Below are 24,897 nucleotides of genomic sequence, written 5' to 3'. Positions count from 1 at the left end.
CCGTTCCTACTTGGCCGGGAGCATGGGGAGCGCGGCCACGACCCGCTGGGCGATCTGTTGCGCCTGCCCACACGGATCGTTCGGCTGCCCGTCGGGCTTGAAGGTTCCGTCGTAGATGACGAGGAAGCCCTGGTTCTGCGCGGTCCCGACGGTCACGTTGCACGAGATGGAAGTGGCGTTCGTCTGCTCCACCACCGCCGGGAGATCGTCGATCGTCGTGGGTCGGAAGATCGAGAACTGCCGCACGCGGTAGGTGTCGACCAGGATGTCTCGCGCGGTCGCCACGCCCACGTTGGTGTACGGCGAGCCCGCCGGCCCGCGCCACTCACACGACGCTTCGCCGGTCGGGAGGGTGACTCGCTCACCGGCGGGTTCGAAGCCGAGAGCCCGCAGCTGCGCTGCTGTGATCGCTGCGCAAGGGTCCGCCGACAACGGCCGGACATCCCGTGGTGCCTGAGGGAGAGCCGCGCCGTGTCGGCCGTCGCCGGCGGGCGGCGCGGCCGGAGCCGCCTCCGAACCACATCCTGCGAGCGCGAACAGGAGGACGGCCAGAGCAGCTCGACCGAGGGCGATCACGACGACTGCTGGGCGCGGGCGTCGTCGTCCGCCCGCCGGTAGGCGTCGAAACCGACCTGGAGCGCCTCGATCATGCGCGTGATCTCCGCGATGCCGTCGGTCAGCGCGCTGAGCAACGAGCCGGGCCCGAGCGACGCCGTCTCGCGGAGCATGCGCGTGGCGTCCTCACTGACCTGGTCACCGGCCGGCGCCTGCAGCTGCCCGAGGTACACGGCGTCGCGCTTGATCTCCTCCAGCTCGGCGAGAGCGGTCCGCAACTCCCGGATCGCCTCGGGCGCCCGGGTGATGTCGACGGTGAAGGCCCCGCCGCCGACGGGCAGGGGTCGGGTCATGTCTCGCCCCTCCTTCGCGCCGATGACACGCACGCTATCGATCGACGAGCCGCGGTGGGTCCGGTTCGGAGGATCTCGCCCGCTCATGACGGCGGTCGGCGCCCGCGCCCGGTCGAGCCCGGCGGCAGACCGCGGCAGACCGCGGCAGACCGTTCTCGCGCCAACGGTGGGGCCACGCACTGCCGGTCAAGCGGGAGGCGGTGCCGACCCGTGTCCTCGGGACACGGGTCGGCGGACCGAGTGCCGGTGGCGAGGAGGCGTTCCCCCAGGTGCGGACCCACGTCGAGCTGCACCGCGCCGGCTACCGGTCGGTCACGTTCCCTGCCGTGCCGCATTGGCGTGCGCGGCATCGTGGACGTACTGCGCCAGCCCGGGCGCGATGTCCTCGTAGGTCGTGGTGAACCGCTCGTCGGCCACGTACATCTCGGAGAGGCCGGCGTGCATCTCCGGCGAGCAGTCGTAGAACCACCGCGAGATGTGCTGGCGATGGGCCTCCGCGACGTCCATCGCCGCCGGGGAGTCGGCGGGCTCGCCGGCCTGCAGGGCCGCGACGAACCGGGCGTTGACCTCGTCCATCTCGGCCTTCATGGCCTGCCAGTCGGCCTTCGTGTAGCGCGCGGTGCGCTCCTGGGACTGCCGCCACACCTCCGTGTCGCCCCAGCGCTCCTGCGCCTCCTGCTGGTACTCCTCCTTGAAGCCCTCCCCGAACAGCTCGCGCTGCTCGTCGGGCGTGAGCTGGATTCCGGACACCTCTGCCTCCAGGGCTCGGTCGATGGCCGTGACGAGCTCGGCGAGCTCGTCCAGCCGGGACATGACCTCGGCCCGCTGCCGGCGCAGGTGCGCGGCGACGTCGGCGTCGGGGTCGTCGAGGAGGACCGCGACCTCCTCGAGCGCGAACCCGAGCCGCCGGTAGACGACGACGTGCTGCAGCCGCACGAGGTCGTCCGGGGTGTAGAGCCGGTACCCGGCCGTGCTGCGACGGCTCGGGCGCAGCAGCCCGATCTCGTCGTAGTGGTGCAGGGTCCGCACCGTCACCCCGGACCGCTCGGCGACCTGCCCCACCGTCCAGGTGGTCGTCCCCGCTGCCGTCCCGGTCATGGGCACCACCCTCGGCCCTCCCGTCGCGTGAGGGTCAAGTCTCCCGCACGAACCCGATGAGCCGGGGCACGATCGCGCGCGGGACGTCCCCCGCGACGTCCGGGCGGAACGCGTCGCCGACGACGTCCTCCTCCGGCTCGCCGTACATCGCCAGCCGCTCGACGGTGCAGTGCTCCATCACCTCGCGGATGTAGGGGTCGGAGAGCTCCCAGTGCCGCACGATCGCCGCGGAGTCGGGGTAGAGCTGGAAGCTGTGGGCGAGCAGGTGCTCCTCGTCGACGAAGACCTGCACCGCCAGCTGCGGCCCGTGCTCCTCGACGAACGCGACGGCCTTCTCGACCGCGGCCCGGAACTCCGCGAGGTGACCCGGAGTGATCCGCATGGTGTTGTGCAGGAGCAGCGGCGCGTGCCGCGTCGACCTCACGACGCCTCCCCCGGCAGCAGGAGCGTCGAGTCGCCGAACTCGTGCCAGAGGTAGCGGCCGGCGAGCGCGGCCGCGTACGCCTGCCCGACCAGCGCCGGGCCGGCGACGGCCTCGAGCAGCGCGAGGTGGCTCGCCTCCGGCTCGTGCAGCCCGGAGACGAGCCCGGTGACGGTGCGGGCGGGGCGGTCGGCGCCGAGGACGAGGTCGGTCCACCCGTGTCCCGGGGACACGGTCCCGCCGGGTGCGGCCACGGTCTCCAGCGCCCGCACCACCGTCGTCCCCACCGCGACGACCCGCGACCCGGCCTCGTGCGCCGAGTTCACGAGCCGCGCCGTGGCCGCGGGCACCACGAACCGCTCGGGTGTCGGCGGCTCGTGCTTCTCGGGGCTCGACACCCCGGCGTGCAGCACCAACGGCGCCACCGTGACCCCGCGCGCCATGAGCCGCACCAGCAGGCGCTCGGACAGTGGCCGCCCCGCGCTCGGCATCTCCGCGCTGCCGGGCACCGTGGCGTAGACGGTCTGGTGGTCGGCCAACGGGAACCGGCCGGCGAGGTGCCCGTAGGCGATGGGCCGGCCGTAGGTCGCGAGGTAGCCCGCGAGCCGGACCGGCGGCCACGGCCGGGCCCGCCACAGCCGCCGCGGCGCGTGCTCGTCGGGATAGGGCGCGACGAGCGTCAGCACGAGACCGGGCGGGCCGAGCCGGTCGCCGACGGCCACGTCGGTCTCGGGCCCGTCGGGGCGGCGTGGCTCGACGACCCAGTCGCCGTCGTCGAGGGCCGTCGCCACGTGCAGGGTCATCGCCCGCCCGTCCCGGTGCCGGACGTCGAGCGCGGCCGGCAGCGTCGCGGAGGTGTTGACGACGAGCAGGTCGCCCGGGTCGAGGACGGCGGCGAGCTCGTCGAACCGCCGGTGCTCGACCACCCCGGGCCTTGCCACCAGCAGCCGCACCCCGTCGCGCGCCAGGCCGCGGTGCTCCGGCGGCTCGTGGGCCTCGGCGTCGGGCGGGAGGACGAAGCGGGTCAGCGGGAGGACGGTCACGACGTCACCACCAGGTCCGCGGCGCGGTAGCGGCCGCTCGGCCGGTCGCCGTCGACGAGCGCGCGCAGGGCGGGGACGACGGTCTCGGGCTCCGGGCGGTCGCTGATGTCCTCGCCCGGGAAGGCCTCCTGGTGCATGACCGTGCGCATGTCGCCGGGGTCGACGACGAGCACGCGCCACTGCGGGTTCTCGACGGCCAGGACCGACGCCAGGAACTCCAGCGCCGCCTTCGACGTGCCGTAGCCGCCCCAGCCGTCCATCGGCTCGGCGCCCGCGTCGGAGGTGATCGCGAGGATCCGGGCACCGGGCCGCAGCAGCGGGCGCAGCGCCTGCACGAGCCCGAGCGGCGCGACCACGTTGACGCGCAGCACCTGCTCGAGGACGTCGAGGGGGTAGTCGGCGAGCGCGGGCTGCGGGCTGGGCCCGAGCAGGCTCGCGTTGAGGACGAGGACGTCGAGCCCGCCGAGTTCCTCGACGGCCTGCGCGAGGGCGATGCGGTGGGCGGGGTCGGCGACGTCGCCCGGGACGTCGACGACGCCGGGCAGGCCGGCGACCGCCTCGGCGAGCGCGTCGCCGTGGCGGGCGTCGACGACGACCTGCCAGCCGTCCCGCGCGAGGTCGGCGGTGAGGGCGCGACCCAGTCCGCGGGACGCGCCCGTGACGAGGGCCGTGGGTCGGTGTTCGCTCATGGCTCGACGGTGCGACCTCAACGACGGTGGAGGTCAAGACTGCAGGTCGAGCGGCGGTTTCTCCCGTCCCCGGACCGCAGTAGCGTCGCCGGGACGGAGGCGCACATGGACATCCGAGAACTCCGCTACGTGGTGACGCTCGCGGAGGAACGGCACTTCCGGAAGGCGGCGGAGCGGCACTGGATCGCGCCGCAGGCCTTCGGGCGGCACGTCCGCGCCCTGGAGAAGGAGGTCGGCGCGCTCCTGTTCGAGCGCACCAGCCGCCGGGTCACGCTGACGCCCGCCGGCGCGCGGCTGGTCGACCGGGCCCGCGAGGTGCTGGCCCGCGTCGACGACCTCGCCGCCGCCGTCCGCGACGCCCCGCCGGCCCCCGACGACGCCGTCGTCCGCGTCGGCGTCCTCGGGTTCGGGGCGGCCGACCGGTGGCCCGCGCTGCGCGAGCTCGTCACCGCGCAGCTGCCGGGCCGCGCGCTCGTGCACATCGAGCTGGACTGGGACACCCAGTACGAGGCGGTGCGCGCCGGCGAGGTGGACGTCGCCGTGATCCACGACGTGGGCGCGGTGGACGGCGTGCGCCTCGACCGGCTGTTCGCCACCCCGCGCGTCGCGGTCGTCCCCGCCTCCTCCCCGCTCGCCGACGCCGACCACCTCGCCGAGGACGACGTCGACGGCCGGCCCTGGGTGGCCGTGGCCGGGCGCCACCCGGGCCTCGGCCGGTGGGCGGGCGTGACGGGCCAGACGTCGCGGCGCAGCCCCGTCGTCCGCACCCCGGCCGCGATCCCGGCCGCGGTCGCGACGTCGGGGATGCTCGGCGTCCACGGCCTGCTCGCCGAGCGCTACTTCCCACGCCCCGACGTGTGCTTCGTGCCGCTCGCGGGCGCGGAGGCGCAGGTCTCGGTGGCCACCCGCGCCGACGACGACTCGCGCACCGCCGTCGCCTTCCGCCAGGCCGCCGAGCTGCTCACCACCTGACCCTGTCAAGGCCGCATCGCAACCGATTCGGCACGTGACCCGGCGCGGCTGGCACGCCACGGTGACGGGACGACCCCCTCGACGACGTGGAGGCCCGCCATGCCCCGCCGGCTCAGCGACCACTTCGGCCACCTCTTCCCGACCACCGCGGTGGGCTCCTACCCGCGGCCCAAGTGGAACACCTTCGACCTCGGCGGCGAGGACATCCGCGTGGCCATGCGCCGCGGGGACTTCGCCGAGGCCTACAGCGACGGCGTCCGAGCCATGATCGGCGACCAGGTGGACGTCGGCCTCGACCTGCCCACCGACGGCCACCTCTGGTACGACCGCCACGAGGGCTTCATCTCCTCGTTCCTGCTCTACCCCGCCTACCACCTCGACGGCATCACGGTGGAGCCCGAGCAGAACCACCTCACCTCGCTGCTCGGCCGCGAGGGCACCGCCGCGTTCGCGAACACGTGGAACGAGGTGGCGGTCGACGGCCCGGTCGGGCGGGGCACGATGCACCTCGCCGACCTGTGGAGCGCGGCACGCGCGGTCAGCCCCCGCACGGTGAAGTTCTGCAGCGGCATGGGCCCGACCAACCTCGGCGGCTGGCTCACCGACCGGCACTACCACGACAAGAAGGCCCTCTACAACGACCTCGCGGACGCCTACAACGCCGAGTTCAAGGACGCGGTGGCGGCCGGCGTCGAGGTCCTGCAGGTCGACGACGTCGGCTTCACGCTGCACCAGCCCGAGGACTACCCGCTGATCGTCGACACCCTCAACCGCGCGCTCGACGGCGTCGACGCCCTGCGCGTGTTCCACATCTGTCACCTCGGCAGCGGCGCCCAGATCGGCATCACGCCCTACGCGGGCTTCCACGAGCTGGTCGCGAACGACCTGCAGGTCGACGCCGTCGAGTACGCGTTCGCCGAGACGCTGTTCTCCGACGACGACTTCGCCCTCTGGTCGCGCCACCCCAGCGACAAGGGCCTCGGGATCGGCTGCATCGACATCAAGCGCCTCGTCGTCGAGACCCCCGACCACATCGTCGCCGGCGTGCGCAAGGCGCTCGAGCACGTGCCGGCCGAGCGTGTCCACCTGACCACCGACTGCGGCATGTTCTCCCTGCCGCGACCGCTCGCGCGCGCCAAGCTGCAGTCGATGACCCTCGCGGCCGAGCAGCTGCGCGCCGAGTTCGCCTGAGTCCGACGAGGAGGAGGAGCGTTGCGCTGGAGCACGTACCGGACGGCGGACGGTGACGAGCAGGTCGGCCTGTGGCGGGGCGACCGGCTCCACCCCGTCCCGGGCTCGTCGTCGCTGCTCGAACTGATCGCGCGGGAGGGGCTGGCGGCGGCCGCGGAGCAGGTCGGCGAGCCGATCGACCCGGGCACCGTCACCCTCCTGGCGCCGATCCCCCGGCCACCCTCGATCCGTGACTTCATGGCCTTCGAGGAGCACGTCGTCACCGCCAGCGCGGCGATCGGGCTGACCGTCGACCCGCTCTGGTACGCCCAGCCCTGCTTCTACTTCACGAACCCCGCGTCGCTGCGCGGGCCGCACGAGGACGTCCCGGTCCCGCCCGGCAGCCAGGCCCTCGACTACGAGCTGGAGATCGCGGCGGTGATCGGCCGCGAGGGCAGCGACCTCGCCCCCGACGAGGCCGGCGACCACATCGCGGGCTACGTGCTGTTCTGCGACTGGAGCGCCCGGGACCTGCAGGGCACCGAGATGAAGCTCAACCTCGGTCCGGCCAAGGGCAAGGACTTCGCGTCGAGCTGCGGGCCGTGGATGCTCACGCCCGACGAGCTCGCGCCCGGCGCCGCGATGGCGGCGTCGGTCAACGACCGGCCCTACAGCGCCGGGCGTCTCGACGCCCTGTACTGGTCCTTCGCCCAGATGATCGCCTACGCCTCGCGCGGCACGCGGGTGGTGCCCGGCGACCTCGTCGGCTCCGGCACCGTCGGCACCGGCTGCATCCTCGAGCTCTCCCGGGTGCACGGCACCGACGCCTACCCGTGGCTGGCGCCGGGCGACCGCGTCCACCTCGAGGCCGAGGGGCTCGGCGCCATCGATGCCGGCATCGTCCCCGGTCCGGATCCGATCCCGCTGAAGGAGGCGTGATGAGCTCGCGTACCGACGACATCACCGTGCCCGGTCCGCCGCGGTGCGAGGAGGTCTCCGACGGCGTCCACGCCTACGTCCAGCCCGACGGGACGTGGTGGATCAACAACACCGGCTTCGTGGTGGGCCCACAGGGCGTCGTGGCGATCGACTCCTGCTCCACCGAGCGCCGCACCCGCGCGTTCCTGGACACGATCGCGTCGGTCACCGACCGGCCGGTGCGCACGCTGGTGAACACCCACCACCACGGCGACCACACCTTCGGCAACGCCCTGTTCGGCGGCGCCACGATCCTGGCGCACGAGCGGACGCGCACCGAGGCGATCGCGTTCGGCCCGGCCCGCGAGCTGCCCTACTGGCACAACCCCGAGTGGGGCGACCTGCCCCTCGACCCGCCGTTCGTCACCTACACCGACCGCGTCGCCGTCCACGCCGGTGACCTGCGCGGCGACGTCCTCCACGTCGGTACCCCGGCCCACACCACCAACGACTCGATCGTCTGGTTCCCCGACCGCTCCACGCTCTTCTGCGGCGACCTGATCTTCAACGGTGGCACGCCGTTCCTGCTCATGGGGTCGGTGACGGGCGCGATCGACGTGCTCGAGAACGTCGTCGCGCCGCTGGGGGCGCAGACGACCGTGCCCGGCCACGGCCCCGTCTTCCACGACCGCGCCCCGCTCGACGCGACGCTGGACTACCTGCGGTTCGTGCTCGACGTCGCCGAGCGCGGGCGCGCCGCCGGCGTCACCCCGCTGCAGGCCGCGCGCGACACCGACCTCGGCCGCTTCACCGACTGGCCCGACGCCGAGCGCATCGTCGGCAACCTCCACCGCGCCTACGCCGAGCTCGACGGGCTGGAGCGGGGCGGGCAGATCGACGTGTTCGGGGCGCTGGACGACATGGTCACCTACCACGGCGGCCCGCTGACCTGCTTCGCCTGAGCAGGACGCGGCGGCGCCTCCTCTCTCCGAGACGCTTCGGTCGCCGAAGCACCTCCACGACCGGCGCGTCCCCTGCCACCCTGGACGGTCTCGGCAGGGAGGCACGGCATGACGACGATCTCCGGCGCGCGGGTGTTCGACGGCTCCGACGCGCTCGGCGTCACCGACGTGACGTTCGAGGACGGCGTCGTGACCGCGGTGGGTCACGGGGCGCGGGACGGCGACGTCGACGGCCGCGGGATGACGCTGCTGCCCGGCCTGATCGACGCCCACGTGCACCTGCGCGGTGCCGGCAACCTCGACCAGGACCTGCGCTACGGCGTCACCACCGTGCTCGACATGTTCTCCGCGCCGCCGCAGTTCACCGCGATGCTGCGCCGGCGGGCGGCGAGCCACGCCGACGAGGCCGACCTGCGCAGCTCCGGGCTCATGGCCGGCGCCGTCGACGGCTGGCCCGCGGTGATCCTGCCGCCGGACCCCTCGGGGTGGCGCATGCCCGGGCTCGCCGCGCCGGAGGACGCCGAGCAGTTCGTCGCCGACCGGGTCCGCGAGGGCTCCGACTACCTCAAGATCTTCGTCGAGAACAGCGCCGACGTCACCCGTCCCACGTTGAGCCCCGAGACCGTCGCCGCGCTGTGCGCCGCGGCGAGATCCCACGGGCTGATGACCGTCGCGCACGCCCCGACCCGCTGGGCCTTCCGCACCGCGCTCGACGCCGGCGTCGACGTCCTCACCCACGTCCCGCTCGACGGGCCGATCGAGGACGGGCTCGACGGCACCGACCTCTCGGGCCTCGTCGTGTGCCCGACGCTCACCATGATGCGCGCCCGCGCCGACGCCGACAGCACCGCCGAGCTGCTCGCCGACCCGCGCCTGCTCGCCGGGCTCGACCCGGAGGTCGTGGACGCGCTGCGCGCCGGCGACCGGGGCCACCTCCCGGTCAGCACCCGTCCCGGCACCTCCTACGACCACGCGAAGGACAACGTGGCACGCCTCGCCGAGAGCGGCGCGACCCTCCTGGCCGGCACCGACGCCAACGACGTCCCGGGGCACGCGGCGGCCGTGCTGCACGGCGCGTCGATGCACCTCGAGCTCGCGCTGCTCGCCGACGCCGGGCTGACGCCCCGCGACGTCCTGAGGGCCGCGACCTCGGTGCCCGCCGACGTCTTCGGCCTCCCCGACCGTGGGCGCATCACCCCGGGCCGGCGCGCCGACCTGGTGCTCGTCGCCGGCGACCCGCTCACCGACGTCACCGCCACCCGCGACGTCCGCGGCGTCTGGCGCGCCGGCGTGCGCCTCTCTGCCGTCCGATAGCGCCGTCTCGCGATCTCCGTAGAGACCGCGAGAGAATGCGAGCGCGGCGTCGATCGCGGCGTATTGAGTCGTCTCTGGGAACCGCTAGACGATGCGAGACGAGGCGAGATCGTCCGGGGCGAGCAGCGCGGTCCGGGGCATCAGCCAGCCCGCCTCCGGCCCGGCCCGCCACGTGCGATGCGCCAGGGGCCCCTCGTCCTCGACCTGCTCGAGACCGAGCAGGACGTTCGTGTTCTGCGCGAGGACCGTGGCCATGTCGTCCTCGGTGAGCGGCCGTCCGTCGAGCCCCCAGAACCGACCGACGACGTCGTGGAGCGTCTCGACCAGATCGTCCCGGTGGAGCGGACCCTCGGTGAGGAGGCGCGCGACGACGTGGTGGACGACCATCCCCAGGAACGTCTCGACCGAGAACGCGGCGCGGACGCGGCGCAGGACCTCGAACGGGTCCGCGGCCGCCTTCGTCGGCGTCACCACCCGGTCCCGCACGCGCGCGAGCCGCGTCTCGAGCACGAGGTGGTGCAGGGCGGCCAGCGGGCGGAGATCGTCCTCCCGGTGCGCCGGCCGTCCTTCGTCGCCGAGCCGGTGCCACGTCGGGCGCGCGCGCTGCACCTCGCGGACGAACGCCTGCGGGAGCCGGCCTCGCGGCGTCAGCCTCACGCCGCCGTCGAGCAGGTCGAGGACGACCTGCAGCCCGCCGGGCACGCGGCCGAGGACCCGGTGGAGGCGCCGCCCGATCCGGCCGGCGTCGAACGGACGCAGCTCCCCGGCGTCGAGGGCCTGCTCGTAGCCGGGCCCGCCGCCGATGTCGTCCTCCGGCTCGTCCCCCTCCCCGTACACCAGCCCGGGCTCGTCGGCGCCGGGTCCCAGGACCTCCACCTGGTGCGACCACGAGTCCCCGAAGTCGTACAGGTAGACGAACGAGGACGGGAGAGCCGTGAGCCGGGTCGTCACGGCGTCCAGGACGTCCTCGGGGGCGTCGGGGTCGATCGGGCCGTACCGGAGCTCGCCGGCGCCGAACTCGTAGAGATGGGAGTCGTCGAAGCCCATGGCCGCCTGGAGCGCGAGGTGGACCTCCTCGAGGGTCGATGCCGCGGGGACGTCGACGACCCGCAGGACCGTCGGGTCGACGCCCTCCAGCCGCACCCGGAGTCGCGTGGTGTGCACGACCCCACCTCACCACGCAGGTCGACCACGGCGGCCGGGTCGTCGTCTTCCTCAGGTCGGGTGAAGGGGCGCCCCTGCCGGCGTCGTCTGCACGTGCACGGGCGACACTGGGGACGACGGCCACGGTCGGGAAGGGACCGGGACCGCCGGGGGGAGGACCTCGCATGACCTCGACGCAGGGTCTCCGCGTCGTCCCGACGCTGACGCCGCCGCGCGCGTTCGACGCGGCGTGCCGCATGGTCGTCGACTACCTCGCGCGGGTGGTGCCGCTGGACGCCTGGGCCGTGACGCGCGTGACCGACGGGCACCAGACGATGCTCGTCACCGCCGACTCCGGCTACGGGCTCGCGCCCGGGCTCAGCACGCCGTGGTCCAGCTCGATGTGCCAGTACATGGTCGCCGGCTCGGCGCCGCGGATCGTGCCCGACACCCGCGAGGTCCCCGACCTCGAGCGCATCGCGTCGGAGGCCGCGGCGCAGGGCATGGAGGTCGGCACCTACGTCGGCACCCCGATCGTCACGGGCGATGGTGCCCTGTTCGGCACCGTGATCGGGATGAACCGCGCGCCGGTGGACCCGGCGCTCGTCGCCCAGGAGCCGCTGCTCGACCTGCTCTCGAGCCTGCTGTCCTCGGTGCTCGAGGCCGACACGGCGGCGGTCGACTCGGCGCGCGCCCTCGAGCGCGCCGTCAGCGACGCCGAGACCGACGCGCTGACCGGCCTGCTCAACCGCCGCGGCTGGGAGCGCTGGCTCGCCCGCGAGGACGAGCGGTTCCGGCGCTTCGGCGACCCGGCGTCGGTCGTGGTGCTCGACCTCGACGGCCTCAAGACCGTCAACGACACCGAGGGCCACGACGCCGGCGACCGCCACCTGCGCCACTGCGCGGCGGTCCTGCGCTCGACGATCCGCGGCACCGACCCGCTCGCGCGCCTCGGCGGCGACGAGTTCGCGCTGGTCGCGCAGGTCGGCGTCGACGACGCGCACCACCTCGTCGAGCGCCTGCGCGAGGCGCTCGACGCCGCGGGCGTGCCGTGCTCGATCGGCGCCGCCGCGTTCACCGTGGCCGGCGGGTTCCCCGGCGCCTGCGCCGAGGCCGACGCCCTCATGTACACCGACAAACGCGCCCGCCGCCGTGGCGGGCGTGCGGTGCCCGGTCCCCGCCCCGAGCCGCCGAGCCTCCCGACGGCCTGACGGTCCCGCCCCTCGGCTACCCCCTGAGCTGCGCCGTCGCCGTGGCCGCGGCGTGGCGGATGTGCCGCACGCAGGCGTCGGCGGCGGCGTCCGCGTCCCGGGCCTCGACGGCGTCGACCACCGCGCGCAGCTCCTCCGCGGCCTCGGCCGGGCGCCCCGGCGCGGACAGCGACGTCGCCCGCAGCAGCCGCACCCGCGCCTGCAGGCCGGCGAGCGTCTGCTGGAGCGGGCCGCTCGCCGAGCCGTCCATGAGCACCTCGTAGAAGCGGTCCTTGGCGCCGAGGTGGTCGCCGCCGCCGTCGGCGCTGCGCGCGATCTCGTCGACCGCGGCGCGCAGCGCCCGGACCTGCTCGTCGCCCGCGCGCTGGACGAACCGCCGCACGGCGAGCGCCTCGAGCGACGCCCGCATCTCGTAGATGTCCGCGGCGTCCGACGCCGACAGCGACGTCACCTCGGCGCCGCGCTGCGGGACGACGGTGACCAGGCCCTCGGCGGCGAGCTGGCGGATGACCTCGCGGACCGTGGCCCGCGAGACGCCGAGGCTCTCGGTGAGCTCGCGCTCGATCAGCCGCTCGCCGGGCCGCAGCCGCAGGTCGAGGATCGCCTGCCGCACCCGGTCGGTCACCTGCTCGCGCAGCGGCGCGGCGACCCGCGGCAGCGGCTCGGACCCCCACACCGACGACGACACGCCGACCATGGTCCCACCCGCGGCGGTCAGCGCTCCGCGGCCAGCTCGGCGAGGATCGGGGCGGCCGTGGTCGCGGCGTGGATGCCGACGACGCTGGCGATCTCGAACATCTCGAGGATCTCCGGGACCGTCGCGCCGTGGCCCAGCGCGTTGCGCAGGTGCAGCTTGAGCCCGGGCACGTAGAGGTGCGTGGCCGAGGCGTCGAACGCGCAGTAGACGAGCTCCTTGACCTTCGGCTCGAGCGTCCCGGTGTGCCAGGGCACCGAGGAGAACGCGACGTAGGCCTCGAACAGGTCGGGGTCGAGCTCGAGGATCTCGTCCCAGAAGCCGTGCCAGTAGCCGCGGGTCGCGGTGAACTCGGCCTTGAGCCGCTCCTGGCGCTCGTCGAGCGGGGCGGGCCCGTCGCGCAGGCCCTCCTCGACGAGCACCTCGACCAGCAGCGGCACCCCGATGTTGGCGGCGTGGATGCCCAGCGTGCTCGTGAGCTCGAGGACCTCCATGATCTCGCCCGGCGTCGCGCCCGCGTCGAGTGCGGCGGCGATGTGCTGGCGCACGCCGGGCGTGTAGAGGTGGGTCGCGGCGGCGTCGACCGCGACGTAGAGGAGCTCGCGCACCTTGGGCGTGAGGGCTCCGGGCTCGCGACGCCAGGGCACCGCGGAGAAGTCGAGGTACGCGCGGACGAAGGCCGGGTCGAGCTCGAGCATGCGCTCCCACGGCTCGCCCCACGTGCCGCGCACGCGGACGAACTCGTCCTTGATCGTCTGCTGCTCGTCGGTCAGCGTCACGACGCCTCCTTGTGCGCGCGCAGCCAGCGCGCGATCTCGGTGTGGTCCGCGGTCGGTCCCAGCTCGGCGAGGGCCTCGTCCCACAGCGCGACGGTCGCCGCGGCGTGCCGGGTCGGCACGGACGTGCTCGCGGCGAGGTCGAGGGCGATGTGGATGTCCTTGACCATCAGCCCGAGGCCGAAGCCCGCGCCGTAGGTGCCGGGCAGGATGTGGTTCGGCCACTTGTTCTCGGTCGAGCCGCTGCGTCCGGACGAGCCGTTGACGACCTCGAGCATCACCGCCGGGTCGAGCCCGAACTCCTCGCCGACGAGCACCGCCTCCGAGCTCGCGACGAGGTGCGCGGCGGACATGAGGTTGTTCAGCGCCTTGAGCGCGTGGCCCGCCCCGACCGGTCCGACGTGGCGCGGACGGCCCATGGCCGCGAGCAGCGGCTCCAGGTCGGCCACGACGTCGTCGGGCCCGCCGACCATCACCGCGAGCGTGCCGGCCCGGGCCCCGGAGACGCCGCCGGAGACCGGCGCGTCGACCAGCACCCGGCCGGTGTCGGCCAGCTGCTCGGCCAGCGCGCGGGTGCGCAGGGGCTCCGAGGAGCTCATGTCGACGATCACCCGGGCCGCGTCCAGCTCGGCGACCACCGCCTCGACGACGTCCGAGTCGGGCAGGCAGAGCAGCACCGCCTCGGCGCCGGTCGCGGTGTCGGCGGCGGTGTCGACGACGGTCGCGCCCGGCACCGCGGCCGCGAACGCCGCCCGGGCGTCGGGCGACGCGTCGTAGGCGCGCACCGTCGCCCCCGCATCGACCAGCCGCGACGCCATCGGCGTGCCCATGTGCCCGAGCCCGACGAACCCCACGGTGCTCGCGGAGATCGTGGGCGAGCTCACGAGACCGCCCCGTCCTCGACGAGCACCTTCTCGGCCACCCGGAACGCCTCCAGGCCGGCCGGTGCGCCGCAGTAGACCGTCGCCTGGAGCAGGGCCTCCCGGATCTCCTCGGTGGTGGCGCCGTTCGTGACCGCGCCCCGCACGTGCACCGCGAGCTCGTGCGAGCGTCCGAGCGCGGTGAGCATGACGAGGTTGAGCAGGCTGCGGGTGCGGCGGTCCAGCCCGGGCCGGTCCCAGACGTCGCCCCAGCAGGCCCGCGTCACCCACTCCTGGACCGGCCGCGAGAAGTCGCTGACCTGCGCCATCGACCGTTCGACGTGGGCCTCGCCGACGACCTCCTTGCGGACCGCCAGGCCCCGCTCGAAGCGCTCGTCGGTGCCGTTGTCGCGGCTCTGCGGGCTCACCGGTGCGCCTGCCCGTACTCGTCGGCGGACACCTCGTGCAGCCAGGTCGTCGTGCCCAGCGACGTCGCGAGGTGGGTCATGATCGAGTCGGGGCCGGCGCCGTGCCAGTGCTGCTCGCCCGGCGGCACCCAGACGACGTCGCCGGCGGTCAGCGGCTGCGGCGCCTCGCCATGGGTGCAGACCCAGCCCGTGCCGGCGGTGACGACGAGGATCTGGCCGCGCTCGTGGTGGTGCCAGTAGGTGCGCGCGCCCGGGGTGAACGTCACCGAGTTGATCGTGGTGCCGTCGGTGGTCGGCAGGACCGGGTCGCCCCAGACGGTGCCGGTGAAGGTGGCGCCGCGCGCCTCGGTGACGGCGCCCTCGGCGCGGCCGTGGACGATCTTCACTGTGCCTCCTGCTGGATGCGGACACCGCCGGCGAGGTCGCCGAGGGCGTCCACGACGCGGTTGGAGATGACGTCGCCGTAGCCGAGGTGCGCGGCCAGGCCGAACGCCGCGAGCGGCCCGGCGGCGTTCAGCGAGGGCACGCCGAGGCGGCCGAGCAGCTCGGTGTAGAGCGTGACGTCCTTGGCCATGAGGCGGCTGGTCAGGCCGCCCTCGAGGTAGTCGCCCTCGACGATGTGCGGGAACCGCTTGCTCGACGCGAACGACTGCCCGCTGCCCCCGTTGATCGCCGCCAGCAGGGTGCGCAGGTCGAGCCCCGCCCGCTGCCCGGCCACCATCACCTCCGCGGTCGCGGCGAGCGTGACGGCGTTGAGGAAGTTGTTCAGCAGCTTGGCGGTGTGCCCGGCGCCGACCGGCCCGAGGTGGTGGACGGTCGCCGCGAACGGCGCGAGGACGGGACGGACGGCGTCGACCGCGGCGGCGTCGCCGCCCGCCATGATCGTCAGCGTGCCCTTCTCGGCCGCCGCCGCGCCGCCGGAGATGCCCGCGTCGAGGTAGGTGACGTGGCGCGCCGCGGCCTCCGCGGCCAGCGCGACGGTCGACTCGGGCGACGCCGTCGACAGGTCGACGACCGTGGTACCGGCGCGCGCCGCGGGGAGCAGCGCGCGGACCACCGGCTCGACCACCGTCGAGTCCGGCAGCGAGAGCAGCACGGTCGTGCAGCGCGCGGCGACGTCGGCCGGACCCGCGACCGCCTCGACCCCGTCCACCGCGGCCACGGGATCGTGCCCGACGACCTCGACGCCCGCGTCGACCAGCCGGCGGGCCATGCGCCCGCCCATGTTGCCCAGCCCGATCATCCCGACCGGCCCCATCAGCGGCTCCCCTCCACGTCCAGGCGGATCACGAGGTCGTCGATGCCGGTGCCCTCGAGCCGCCCGGGGAAGCGGCGTCCGACGTCGGTGTCGTGGCCGGCGACGAGCACGCGGCCGGGGCCTGCGGTGAGGTCGCGCAGCGTGTCGAACCCCGCGTACATCGCCTCCAGGTCGGCGACGACGAAGAACGGACGGTCCAGGGTCAGCTCGTCGTAGAAGTGCAGCGCGTCGGCCGCGAGCACCACCTCGCCGCCGGGCACCTCGACCCGCCCGATGAGCTGGCCCGGCGTGTGCCCGCCGACCTCCACCAGCGCGAACCCGTCGCCGAGCTCGCAGTAGCCGCTGAACGTCGTGACCCGGCCCTCGGCGTGGGCGCGGGCCAGCGCGGCGATCTCGTCGGGCTCCGTGGAGTGCGCGAACTGCACCCGCCCGGCGTGCGGGCCGGTCCAGAACGCGAGCTCGCGGGCCGTGAGGACGATCTCGGCCGCCGGGAAGCGCGCGAGGTTGCCGATGTGGTCGTAGTGCGCGTGGCTGACGACGAGCCGGTCGACGGTCGCCGGGTCGACCCCGAGCCGCCGCAGCGCCTCGACCGGGTCGACCAGCGTCTCCCGGCGCCGGCGCCGCCCGACCTCGGGGTCGTAGCCGCAGTCCACGACCGTCGTCCGGCCGCCGCCGCGGACGAGCCAGAAGAAGTAGTCCATGCGGAACCACGCGTCGGGCTCGCCGTAGACGTGCCAGTTCAGGTAGGCCTCGCCGCGTGTGGTGACGCGCGTGCCGTAGCGGACGGCCAGGACCTCGTGCTCGGTCACCGCAGTCCCTCCAGCACCGGCAGCAGGTACTCCAGCAGCCCCTCGGGGTCCTCGGCCATCGGGAAGTGACCGCGGCCGGGCATGACGACGAGCTCGCCGCCGAGCTGGTCGGCGGCGGCGCGGCTCATCTCGGTCGTCGCCGAGTAGTCGTACTCGCCGCTGAAGACGTACAGCGGGCACGTGGCGCGGCCCAGGCGGGCGGCGATCGGCGGGAAGTCGATCGAGTAGAAGGCGGTGTCGCCCTGGTAGACGCCGGGGCCGTTGCTGGCGTAGCCCCACAGCGTCTGCGCGCGTGGTCCTTCCGGGCTCGCCGGGGCGATCAGTCCGCCGACCCAGCTGGCCAGGAAGGCGGAGTGGTCGACGTCGGCGCGGTGGGTCCACTCCACGAAGCGCCCGGGGCTGCCCAGGCCGCCCTCGAGCGCGCACACCCCGCGGAAGCGGTCGCCGTGCTCGGCGGCGAGGTAGAGCGCGATCGCCCCGCCCATCGAGCACCCGAGCAGCACCGGGCGGTCGAGCTCCAGCGCGTCGGCGACCGCGAGGACCGTCGAGGCGTAGGTCTCCGTGTCGAGGCGGTAGCGGCGGTGCTGCCAGTCGTCGGGCGGGTCCGAGCGCCCGTGCCAGGGCATGTCGAAGGCGACGACCTGGTGGTGGTCGGTCACCCGCGTGTCCTCGAGCAGGCCGCGGAACTGCCGCGAGTCCGCGCCCGCGGTGTGCAGGCAGAGCAGCGGCGGGCCCGCGCCCGCGGTCTCGACGAAGATGCGCCGGCCGTCGTCCAGGTGCAGGTAGCGCCCGACGCTCGGGCCGAAGCCGGGCGGCGACGGCGCGGGGTCGGGGCGACGATCGACGGGTCGGCGCGCCGCGTCGCGCAGGGCCTCGAGGAACCGGTCGATCGCGGGCGCCGCGCGCGCCCAGACCTCGCGACGGCCGGTGATCCGCTCGGCGCCCCGGGTGGCGACCAGGGCCTGCGCCGATGTCGCTCCGCGCGGCGGCGGGTCGGCGCAGAAGTCGGCCCACTCCTCGTCGGAGATGGCGAAGCCCACGTCCCAGGTGGCGTTGATGCCGGGCGCGCCCTCGCGGCGCAGGGCGCCGTCGACGACGCGCACGAGGTGGCGTTCCGACCCGATCTCCAGCAGCAGGCTCCAGTCCGGACCGGGTGGGAGCCCGGCCAGCAGGTCGTCGGTCAGCGAGTCCGTGATGCGTTGCGAGTCCAGCCTCATCGCGCCTCCTCGTCGAGACCCCGCGCGGTTGACGTCCGGCTGTGAGCGACCCTACGTTCTCGATTGTCAGACAGCCAGACAGAGTTCGCCGCGGGCGAGGAGTGGTCTCGATGACGAGTCACGAGGGGCCGACGAGCACGACGGCCACCAGAGCCGCTCCGGGGGAGTCACCGGAGCGGGCGGCGAAGCGGCGGTCGGCGACACGAGGGGCGTTCTTCGCCGAGTTCGTCGACATGTTCGACATCTACCTGCCGACCGTGATCCTCACGCCGGCCCTGATCTACTTCCAGCCCGCCGGCCGGCTCGACCCCGGCCTCGCCGCGATCTTCACCTCGCTGGTCTTCGTGACGACGCTGGTCGGCCGGCCGATCGGCGCGGCGGTGTTCGGCGCGCTCGCCGACCGGGTCGGACGGCGCCGCAGCACGATCATCTCGGTCACCGGCTTCGGCGTGATCACGCTTCTCATCGCGCTGGTCCCCGGCTACTCGACGCTCGGCATCGCGTCGTACTGGCTGCTCATCGTGCTGCGCTTCCTCGACGGCATCTGCCTCGGCGGCGGCTACACCGGCGCGCTCCCGCTGGCGATGGAGTACTCGACGAAGAGCCGCCGCGGCCTGCTCGGCGGGATCATCCTGGCCGCGTTCCCGCTGGCCTACGTCGTGATCACGCTGGTCGGGCTCGCGTCGTTCGCGCTCTTCCCGCTGGCCGGGCCGGACTCCCCGTACGCGGTGTGGGGCTGGCGGGTGCCGTTCGTGCTGGGCGCGCTGCTCGCCTTCGTGCTGGCGATCTACTACGTGCGCAGCGTGTCCGAGTCGGAGATCTGGGAGGCCGCCGAGGCCGCGAAGTCCGAGGGCACCTCGCAGGGCGGCGCCGGGCGCCCACTCATCGCCGTGCTGCGCAGCCGGACGTTCCTGCAGGTCTTCGGGATGATGACCGGCTTCTGGCTGACCCAGAACCTCGTGACGCTGTTCCTCCCGACCACCGTGCTGCGCAACCTCGTCGGCCTGTCCAACAACCAGCTGACCGTCGCCCTGCTCGTCGCCTACGTCTGCCTCGTCGGCAGCTACATCGCGGCCGGCGTCATCGGCCAGCGCATCGGCCGGCGGCGGTTCTTCGTCATCGCGGGCGTCCTCATCGCCACCGTCGGGGTGGCGCTCATGGCGGTGCTCGTCAACGGCCGTGGGCTGCCGTTCGGGCTGGTCGTGCTGGTGGTGGTCGCGTTCTCGGTGGTCGTCACCGCGCCGTGGGGCGTCGTGCTGCCCTACATCACCGAGCGGTTCCGCACCGACGTGCGCGCCTCCGGCTTCGGCCTCGGGTTCAGCGTCTCGGTCGTGATCCCGTCGTTCTACGCGTTCTTCCTCGAAGGTCTCGGCGCGCTGATGCCCTACGCCACGGCCGTCCTCGTGCTCCTCGCCCTCGGCGGTGTCCTCGGTGCCGTCGGCGCGGCCGCGGGGCCGGAGACGAAGGACGTCGACTTCGAGTAGGTGCGCTCCGCGCAGGTGAGCAGAAAGGAGTGCTCCGGCACGCCGTTCTGCTCACCCGGGCGGAGCCCACCGCTGCTGCTCGGCGAGGAAGTGGGCGGCGTCGGCCGTCGCCGGATACAGCGCGCGGTAGTGCTCGTGGAAGGCGTCGTAGCGCGCGGTCCGCTCGGGGTCGGGCGTCACGGTGGCGACGATCGGGTTCCAGGAGGCCGCGTCGGCGTCGAGGCCGAGCGCCCGGGCCGCGAGCAGGGCGTCGCCCAGCGCGGCGCCGGTGGTGTCGGCGGGGATCTCCTGCGGCTGCCCGATGACGTCGCTGACGATCTGCGTCCACAGCCCGCCCCGGGTCCCGCCGCCGACCGCGACGAGGCGGGGCACGGGGCCGCCGGCGTCGCGGAACGCCTCGAGGTTGTGCCGCACGCCGTGCGCGATGCCCTCGAGCGCGGCGCGGTAGAGCTCGGCGCGCCCGTGGCCCGTGGTCAGGCCGAGCACCAGGCCGCGGGCGTCGGGGTCGAGGATCGGCGTGCGCTCGCCGGCGAAGTAGGGCAGCAGGAGCAGGCCGCGGGCGCCGGGCGGGACGTCGGCCGCCTCGTCGAGGAGGGTCGCGTAGTCGGCGCCGACGAGGTCGCGCAGCCAGGCGGTGATCGCGCCGGAGGTGGCCATGCCGGCCGCGGTGGTGAACGAGCCGGGCGCCACCCCGCGCGTCGCCCAGAGCGCCGGGTGCCGCACGGGCGCGTCCGTGACCTGCACCAGGAACATCGTCGTGCCGTACATGACCATGGTGTCGCCGGCGCCGGTCACCCCGACGCTGGCCGCCTCCGCCCAGGCGTCGACGGTCCCGGCGATCACCGGGACGCCGGCGGGCAGGCCGGTCGCGCGGGCCGCGTCGTCGGTCACCGTCCCCGCGACCTCGCCGGGCCACACCAGGCGCGGCAGCGGGAGGCCGGGGGCGACGACGTCGGCGAGGTCGCGGGCCCAGTCGGCGGCCTCGAGGTCGTACATCGGGTCGCACTGGCTCGCGGAGTGGTGATCGAGGACGTACTCGCCGGTCAGGCGGTGCACGGCGTACGAGCTCGCCATGAGGAAGCGCTCGGTGCGCGCGTAGACGTCGGGCTCGTGGCGCTGCAGCCACCGCCACTTCGGTCCGACCGCCTGGCTCGACAGCGGCGTGCCGCCCCGCGCGACGACCGCCTCCGCGCCGACCTCCTCGGTGAGCTCGGCGATCTCGCGCGTGGCCCGGGTGTCCACGCCGTAGAGGATCGCCGGGCGCAGCGGCCGGCCCTCGGCGTCCGCGGGCAGCAGCACCGGGCCGATGCCGCTGACGCCGAGCGCGTCCGGCGTGCCGTGCGGGAGCAGCTCGCGCAGGAGCGCCGTGACGTCGGACCACCAGACGCCCTCGGCGTCGTGCTCGACCCACCCGGGCTGCGGAAACGACGTCGCGTGCTCGGTCTCGGCGCGCGCCACGACCGTGCCCCCGCCGTCGACGAGGACGCCCTTCGACGACGACGTCCCGATGTCGATCCCGAGCACGAGCGTCCCGTCCGGCACGGTGCCCGACCCTAGGCCGGTGCACTCCGTGCTCGTGAGCAGAAAGAAGTGCTGGGGCACTTCTTTCTGCTCACCTGCGCGGAGCGCACCAGGTCAGCGGCAGGCGGGTCAGGCCGTAGATCAGCGCGCGGCCGCGGAACTCCGGCTCGCCGTCGAGGCGCAGCGCCGGGAAGCGCGCCAGGAGCGCCGGGAACGCCACGCGCATCTCGATGCGGGCCAGCGGCGCGCCGAGGCAGTGGTGGATGCCGTGCCCGAAGGCCAGGTGCGGCACCGGCGCGCGGCCGATGTCGAGGGTCTCGCCGTCGTCGACGACCTCCGGGTCGCGGTTGGCGGCGACCAGCGAGCCGACGACGAGCTCGCCCGCGGCGATCGGGTGCCCGCCGATCGTCGTGTCCCGGGTCGCGGCGCGCGGGAAGCCGCCGTGGACGACGCTCAGCCAGCGCAGCAGCTCCTCCACGGCGCCGTCGACGGCGGACGGGTCGTCCCGCACCCGGGCCAGCTGGTCGGGGTGCTCGAGCAGGGCGAGCGTGCCGAGCGCGAGCATGTTCGACGTCGTCTCGTGCCCCGCGATGAGCAGCAGGTTGCCGATGCCGATGAGCTCGTCGTCGGTGACGTCGTCGGAGTGCTCACGGATCAGCATGCCGAGCAGGTCCTCGCCCGGCGCGTCGCGGTGGCGCGCCACGAGGGTCGCCATGTACTCCCGCGACGCGTCGGCGAGGCGCATCCGCTCGGGCGCCGGGGTCGTGGCGTCGAGCTGGCGGGCGCTGCGCTCGGTGAACTCCCCGCGGTCGTCGTACGGGACGCCGAGCAGCTCGCAGATGACCATCGACGGCACCGGCAGCGCGAAGTCGGGGACGAGGTCGGCCCGCCCGGCGCGCTCCATGGCGTCCAGGTGCTCGGTGACGATCTCCTCGACGCGCGGGACCAGGCGCTTCATCCGCTTGACGGTGAACTCGCCGGTGAGCATCTTCCGCAGCCGCGTGTGGTCGGGCGGGTCCTGGCCGAGCAGGTTGCCGGCCTGGCGGCGCCGGAACTCCGCGGTGTCCCGGCCGGCCTGGATCAGCGCGGGCGGGGCGGGGACCGCGTCGAGGCGGAAGCGCTCGGGGTCGCCGTGCAGCTCGCGGACGTCGGCGTAGCGGCTGACCATCGTCGCCTCGTGCCCGAACGGCGTCGTCACCCGCGCCGTCTGCCCCGACTCCCGCAGCGCCGTGACGTCGCTGAGCAGCGTGAATCGGTCGCGCTGCGCGGCCACCTCACCGGTCCAGCGCTCGTGCACCTGCTCGCTCACGACGGCCTCCTCATCGACGGCGACCCCTCGATGGTGCTCCCCGCGCTCAGGCCTCGCCCGTCCCCTGACCGGTTCGTCCGGGATGCGCCCGCGCCGCGATCCCGTCGAGATAGGCCGCGACCGCCCGCTCGAGGATCCCCTCCCCGGCGAGGATGTCCTCGGCCGCGAAGCCGCCCGCGTACCAGAGGCGGGTCATGGCGGGGTAGCGCTCCTCGTCGAAGTAGCGGTCCCAGAACACGGCGTTGAGCGTCGACCAGTACTCGGCGTACCCGACGCCGGTGCGCCGGACCTGGTCCTGCTCGCTGCGCGAGTCGCGGGCGAGCCCGGTGACGAGGCTGCGCAGGGCGATCGCCGCGTTGGCCGATCCCGCCGGGGACAGCCCGATGTCGAGGAACGGCGTGTAGAAGGCGTCCTCGAGCGCGAGCACGTGCGGGGCCATCGGCATGCGGTGGCCGTGGTCGAGGATCCAGGGGTGGCGGCCGTAGAGGTCCCACAGCGTGCGCGCCTGGCGGGCGGCGGCGTCGCGCCACGGCTCGCCGTCGCGGCGGGCGAGGGTGTCGGTGACCTCGGCGAACGCGCGGTCGATCATCAGCACGACGAGCCCGTCGCGGCTCTCCACCTGGGTGTAGAGCGACATGACCCCGACGCCCAGGTCGGCCGCGACCTGGCGCATCGACAGGTCGTGGAGGCCCTCGGCGTCGGCCCGCGCCATGCCCGCCGCGACGACCTCGTCCCGCGTGGTGCGCGCCGGCCGGCCCCGGCCGCGCGGGACGTCGTCACCCCAGAGCAGCTCGAGGTGGTGCTGGTCGGCCATCGGCCCTCCTTGTTTTCCGGACGGCGTCAGCTTAATCTAGACGGGCTTTCCATACACTGTCCTGAAAGGATCGGGCCATGATCCTCACCGAGGACCTCCGGCGGACCTTCCGGCGACGCGGCGCGGCGGTCGAGGCGGTCCGGGGCATCTCGCTGCGGGTCGAGCGCGGCGAGCTCGTCGCCGTCCTCGGACCGAACGGCGCGGGCAAGTCGACGCTGCTGCGGATGCTGACCACGCTGCTGCGGCCCACCGCGGGCACGGCGCGGGTGGCGGGCGTCGACGTCGTCGCCGACCCGGCGGGCGTGCGGCAACGGATCGGCTACGTCGGCCAGGGCAACGCCGGCGGCCACCACCACCGGGTGCTCGACGAGCTCGTCACCCAGGGCGCGCTCTACGGCCGGACCCGCGCCGAGGCCCGCCGACGGGCCGGGGAGCTGATGGAGGCCCTGGAGCTCCGCGGCCTCGAGCGCCGCACGGTGGCGTCGCTGTCCGGCGGGCAGCGGCGGCGCATGGACGTCGCGATCGGGCTGGTCCACCGGCCGGGGCTGCTCTTCCTCGACGAGCCGACGACGGGGATGGACCCGCAGGCGCGCGCCAACCTCTGGGAGCACATCACCCGGCTGCGCCACGAGACGGACACGACCGTCGTCCTGACCACCCACTACCTCGACGAGGCCGACGCCGTGGCCGAGCGGATCGTGGTCGTCGACCACGGCGAGGTCATCGCCGACGCCGGCAGCGCGGCGCTGCGGGCGCGGCACGCGGAGGACCGGATCGAGCTCGAGGTGGACGAGCCGGGGACCGTCGCCGGGCTGGTCGACGGCACGGTGGCGGGGTCGCGGGTGGAGCTGCGCCTGGCCGACGGCGCGCGTGTGCTGCCCGGCCTGCTCGCCCGCCTCGAGCGCGCGGGGGTCACGGTGCACGCCGCCCACCTGCACGAGGCGAGCCTGGACGACGTCTTCCTCGCCCTCACCGGTCGCAGCCTGCGCGAGGAAGGAGCGGCGGCGTGAGCGTCACCGTCGAGACCCCCGTCGAGCCCGACACCGTCCGCCCCGGCGTCGTCCGCGACACCGTCACGATCTTCCTGCGCGAGTTCCAGCTGGTCCTGCGCGACCCGTTCTCGCTGATCTTCTCGCTGCTCCAGCCCCTGGTCTTCCTCGGGCTGTTCGCGCCGCTGCTCGCCGGCTCGCTGTCGTCGGACCAGGTGGGCGGGGAGTCGCCGCTGACGTGGTTCCTGCCCGGCGTGGTCGTGATGATCGCGCTCTTCGGCACCGGGAGCACCGGCGCGAACCTCCTCTACGAGCTGATGACCGGCAGCTACGAGCGGGTGCTCGCGACACCGGTGTCCCGGCCGGCGATCCTCGTCGGGCGCGCGCTCAAGGAGCTGGCGCCGCTGGTCGTCCAGGCCGTGCTCGTCACGCTGGCGGCCCTGCCGTTCGGGGTGACGTTCTCGCCGGTCGGCGTGGCCGTCGGCCTGGCGATCCTCGGGGTGTTCGGCGTCGGGCTGGGCGCGCTGTCGTACGCGCTCGGCCTCGCCTCCCGGGACCGCGAGTGGCTGTTCTGGGGCGTGCAGCAGACGTTGATCTTCCCGCTGCTGATCCTGTCCGGGATGATGCTGCCGCTCGAGTCCGGGCCGGGCTGGATGCAGGCCGCGGCGACGGTCAACCCGCTGACCTACGTGGTCGAGGCCGAGCGGGCGGCGTTCACCGGCGCCCTGACCGACCCGGCGATCCGCCACGGCGCGATCGCCGCGGCCCTGACCTGCGCGGTCGGCCTCGTCGTCGGCGTCCGCGCGGTGCTCCGCAGCGCCGGCTGAGGCACGGGGTGTCTCAGCGTGGCGTCCACGCTGACACTCAACGCCAGTTTCTCCACCAGCTC

General features: G+C 74.3%; 27 protein-coding genes. 9 read left to right on the top strand and 18 right to left on the bottom strand.

The genetic code is table 11. The features are described 5' to 3' along the window. Nucleotides 1-6: 6 nt before the first annotated feature. From PH190_RS16210 to PH190_RS16185, 6 genes are all read right to left on the bottom strand, one after another. The gene (locus PH190_RS16210; protein ID WP_274232568.1) at nt 7-576 is read right to left on the bottom strand and encodes a DUF3558 domain-containing protein; all 570 of its coding nucleotides are present in this window, start codon (nt 574-576) and stop codon (nt 7-9) included. After that, the gene (locus PH190_RS16205; RefSeq protein WP_274232567.1) at nt 573-908 is read right to left on the bottom strand and encodes a hypothetical protein; all 336 of its coding nucleotides are present in this window, start codon (nt 906-908) and stop codon (nt 573-575) included. The genes PH190_RS16210 and PH190_RS16205 overlap by 4 nt, the downstream gene beginning before the upstream one ends. A 312-nt stretch (nt 909-1,220) precedes the next feature. Next, the gene (locus tag PH190_RS16200; RefSeq protein ID WP_274232566.1) at nt 1,221-2,006 is read right to left on the bottom strand and encodes a MerR family transcriptional regulator; all 786 of its coding nucleotides are present in this window, start codon (nt 2,004-2,006) and stop codon (nt 1,221-1,223) included. Nucleotides 2,007-2,040: 34 nt separating this feature from the next. Beyond that, nucleotides 2,041-2,430 (bottom strand): hypothetical protein, encoded by a 390-nt coding sequence (locus tag PH190_RS16195; RefSeq protein ID WP_274232565.1) that lies wholly within the window; start codon nt 2,428-2,430, stop codon nt 2,041-2,043. Then, nucleotides 2,427-3,470 (bottom strand): S-adenosylmethionine:tRNA ribosyltransferase-isomerase, encoded by a 1,044-nt coding sequence (locus tag PH190_RS16190; protein ID WP_274232564.1) that lies wholly within the window; start codon nt 3,468-3,470, stop codon nt 2,427-2,429. The genes PH190_RS16195 and PH190_RS16190 overlap by 4 nt, the downstream gene beginning before the upstream one ends. Beyond that, complete coding sequence (locus PH190_RS16185; protein ID WP_274232563.1) at nt 3,467-4,159, bottom strand: SDR family NAD(P)-dependent oxidoreductase; 693 nt, start codon at nt 4,157-4,159, stop codon at nt 3,467-3,469. Before PH190_RS16185 ends, PH190_RS16190 begins: the two co-directional genes overlap by 4 nt. A gap of 105 nt (nt 4,160-4,264) precedes the next feature. Here PH190_RS16185 and PH190_RS16180 point away from each other — a divergent pair, with 105 nt between their 5' ends. From PH190_RS16180 to PH190_RS16160, 5 genes are all read left to right on the top strand, one after another. Continuing rightward, a complete protein-coding gene (locus PH190_RS16180; protein WP_274232562.1) occupies nt 4,265-5,131 on the top strand; it encodes a LysR family transcriptional regulator in 867 nt (288 codons plus the stop codon). Between the two features lie 99 nt (nt 5,132-5,230). Continuing rightward, on the top strand, nt 5,231-6,322 hold the full coding sequence (locus PH190_RS16175; protein ID WP_274232561.1) for a hypothetical protein: 1,092 nt from the start codon (nt 5,231-5,233) through the stop codon (nt 6,320-6,322). A 21-nt stretch (nt 6,323-6,343) separates the two neighbouring features. After that, a complete protein-coding gene (locus PH190_RS16170) occupies nt 6,344-7,240 on the top strand; it encodes a fumarylacetoacetate hydrolase family protein (protein ID WP_274232560.1) in 897 nt (298 codons plus the stop codon). Continuing rightward, nucleotides 7,240-8,181, top strand: coding sequence for an MBL fold metallo-hydrolase (locus PH190_RS16165; RefSeq protein ID WP_274232559.1), 942 nt, complete (start codon nt 7,240-7,242; stop codon nt 8,179-8,181). Before PH190_RS16170 ends, PH190_RS16165 begins: the two co-directional genes overlap by 1 nt. A 108-nt stretch (nt 8,182-8,289) precedes the next feature. Further along, nucleotides 8,290-9,495: an amidohydrolase family protein gene (locus PH190_RS16160; protein ID WP_274232558.1), complete on the top strand. Its 1,206-nt coding sequence runs from the start codon at nt 8,290-8,292 to the stop codon at nt 9,493-9,495. Nucleotides 9,496-9,579: 84 nt separating this feature from the next. Here the strand turns inward: PH190_RS16160 and PH190_RS16155 are convergent, their stop codons facing one another. After that, the gene (locus PH190_RS16155) at nt 9,580-10,659 is read right to left on the bottom strand and encodes a plasmid pRiA4b ORF-3 family protein (RefSeq protein ID WP_274232557.1); all 1,080 of its coding nucleotides are present in this window, start codon (nt 10,657-10,659) and stop codon (nt 9,580-9,582) included. Between the two features lie 164 nt (nt 10,660-10,823). On the opposite strand from PH190_RS16155, the gene PH190_RS16150 reads away from it, so the two are divergent. Then, nucleotides 10,824-11,849, top strand: a complete 1,026-nt coding sequence (locus PH190_RS16150) for a sensor domain-containing diguanylate cyclase (RefSeq protein WP_274232556.1) — start codon at nt 10,824-10,826, stop codon at nt 11,847-11,849. Between the two features lie 16 nt (nt 11,850-11,865). On the opposite strand, the gene PH190_RS16145 is transcribed toward PH190_RS16150, so the two are convergent. Genes PH190_RS16145 through PH190_RS16110 form a run of 8 tightly spaced genes read right to left on the bottom strand, consistent with a single transcriptional unit; the run spans nt 11,866 to nt 17,891 of the window. Next, a complete protein-coding gene (locus PH190_RS16145) occupies nt 11,866-12,546 on the bottom strand; it encodes a GntR family transcriptional regulator (RefSeq protein WP_345381554.1) in 681 nt (226 codons plus the stop codon). A 17-nt stretch (nt 12,547-12,563) separates the two neighbouring features. After that, entirely contained in the window at nt 12,564-13,322 is a 759-nt protein-coding gene (locus tag PH190_RS16140) for a carboxymuconolactone decarboxylase family protein (RefSeq protein ID WP_274232554.1), read from the bottom strand. After that, complete coding sequence (locus PH190_RS16135) at nt 13,319-14,203, bottom strand: NAD(P)-dependent oxidoreductase (protein WP_274232553.1); 885 nt, start codon at nt 14,201-14,203, stop codon at nt 13,319-13,321. The genes PH190_RS16140 and PH190_RS16135 overlap by 4 nt, the downstream gene beginning before the upstream one ends. Further along, the gene (locus PH190_RS16130) at nt 14,200-14,607 is read right to left on the bottom strand and encodes a carboxymuconolactone decarboxylase family protein (protein ID WP_274232552.1); all 408 of its coding nucleotides are present in this window, start codon (nt 14,605-14,607) and stop codon (nt 14,200-14,202) included. The genes PH190_RS16135 and PH190_RS16130 overlap by 4 nt, the downstream gene beginning before the upstream one ends. Further along, complete coding sequence (locus PH190_RS16125; protein ID WP_274232551.1) at nt 14,604-14,993, bottom strand: cupin domain-containing protein; 390 nt, start codon at nt 14,991-14,993, stop codon at nt 14,604-14,606. The genes PH190_RS16130 and PH190_RS16125 overlap by 4 nt, the downstream gene beginning before the upstream one ends. Beyond that, nucleotides 14,990-15,865, bottom strand: a complete 876-nt coding sequence (locus tag PH190_RS16120) for an NAD(P)-dependent oxidoreductase (RefSeq protein ID WP_274232550.1) — start codon at nt 15,863-15,865, stop codon at nt 14,990-14,992. The genes PH190_RS16125 and PH190_RS16120 overlap by 4 nt, the downstream gene beginning before the upstream one ends. Continuing rightward, the gene (locus PH190_RS16115; protein WP_274232549.1) at nt 15,865-16,674 is read right to left on the bottom strand and encodes an N-acyl homoserine lactonase family protein; all 810 of its coding nucleotides are present in this window, start codon (nt 16,672-16,674) and stop codon (nt 15,865-15,867) included. Before PH190_RS16115 ends, PH190_RS16120 begins: the two co-directional genes overlap by 1 nt. Next, nucleotides 16,671-17,891: an alpha/beta fold hydrolase gene (locus PH190_RS16110; RefSeq protein WP_274232548.1), complete on the bottom strand. Its 1,221-nt coding sequence runs from the start codon at nt 17,889-17,891 to the stop codon at nt 16,671-16,673. The genes PH190_RS16115 and PH190_RS16110 overlap by 4 nt, the downstream gene beginning before the upstream one ends. A gap of 110 nt (nt 17,892-18,001) precedes the next feature. Here PH190_RS16110 and PH190_RS16105 point away from each other — a divergent pair, with 110 nt between their 5' ends. Next, nucleotides 18,002-19,375 (top strand): MFS transporter, encoded by a 1,374-nt coding sequence (locus tag PH190_RS16105; protein WP_274232547.1) that lies wholly within the window; start codon nt 18,002-18,004, stop codon nt 19,373-19,375. Nucleotides 19,376-19,426: 51 nt separating this feature from the next. Here PH190_RS16105 and PH190_RS16100 read toward each other — a convergent pair whose 3' ends face one another. From PH190_RS16100 to PH190_RS16090, 3 genes are all read right to left on the bottom strand, one after another. Continuing rightward, the gene (locus PH190_RS16100) at nt 19,427-20,917 is read right to left on the bottom strand and encodes an FGGY-family carbohydrate kinase (RefSeq protein ID WP_274232546.1); all 1,491 of its coding nucleotides are present in this window, start codon (nt 20,915-20,917) and stop codon (nt 19,427-19,429) included. A 70-nt stretch (nt 20,918-20,987) separates the two neighbouring features. Beyond that, nucleotides 20,988-22,205 (bottom strand): cytochrome P450, encoded by a 1,218-nt coding sequence (locus PH190_RS16095; RefSeq protein ID WP_274232545.1) that lies wholly within the window; start codon nt 22,203-22,205, stop codon nt 20,988-20,990. 46 nt (nt 22,206-22,251) lie between these two features. Next, complete coding sequence (locus PH190_RS16090; RefSeq protein WP_274232544.1) at nt 22,252-23,019, bottom strand: TetR/AcrR family transcriptional regulator; 768 nt, start codon at nt 23,017-23,019, stop codon at nt 22,252-22,254. 77 nt (nt 23,020-23,096) lie between these two features. Here PH190_RS16090 and PH190_RS16085 point away from each other — a divergent pair, with 77 nt between their 5' ends. Both PH190_RS16085 and PH190_RS16080 read left to right on the top strand, forming a co-directional pair. After that, nucleotides 23,097-24,029, top strand: coding sequence for an ATP-binding cassette domain-containing protein (locus tag PH190_RS16085; protein WP_274232543.1), 933 nt, complete (start codon nt 23,097-23,099; stop codon nt 24,027-24,029). After that, complete coding sequence (locus tag PH190_RS16080) at nt 24,026-24,835, top strand: ABC transporter permease (protein ID WP_274232542.1); 810 nt, start codon at nt 24,026-24,028, stop codon at nt 24,833-24,835. Before PH190_RS16085 ends, PH190_RS16080 begins: the two co-directional genes overlap by 4 nt. The last annotated feature ends 62 nt before the right edge of the window (nt 24,836-24,897 follow it).

Origin of the sequence: Actinomycetospora straminea (genome assembly GCF_028737255.1) — a bacterium.
Taxonomy (GTDB): domain Bacteria; phylum Actinomycetota; class Actinomycetes; order Mycobacteriales; family Pseudonocardiaceae; genus Actinomycetospora; species Actinomycetospora straminea.
The sequence above is the reverse complement of the archived record's forward strand: the minus strand, read 5'-3'. Positions and strand labels throughout refer to the sequence as shown.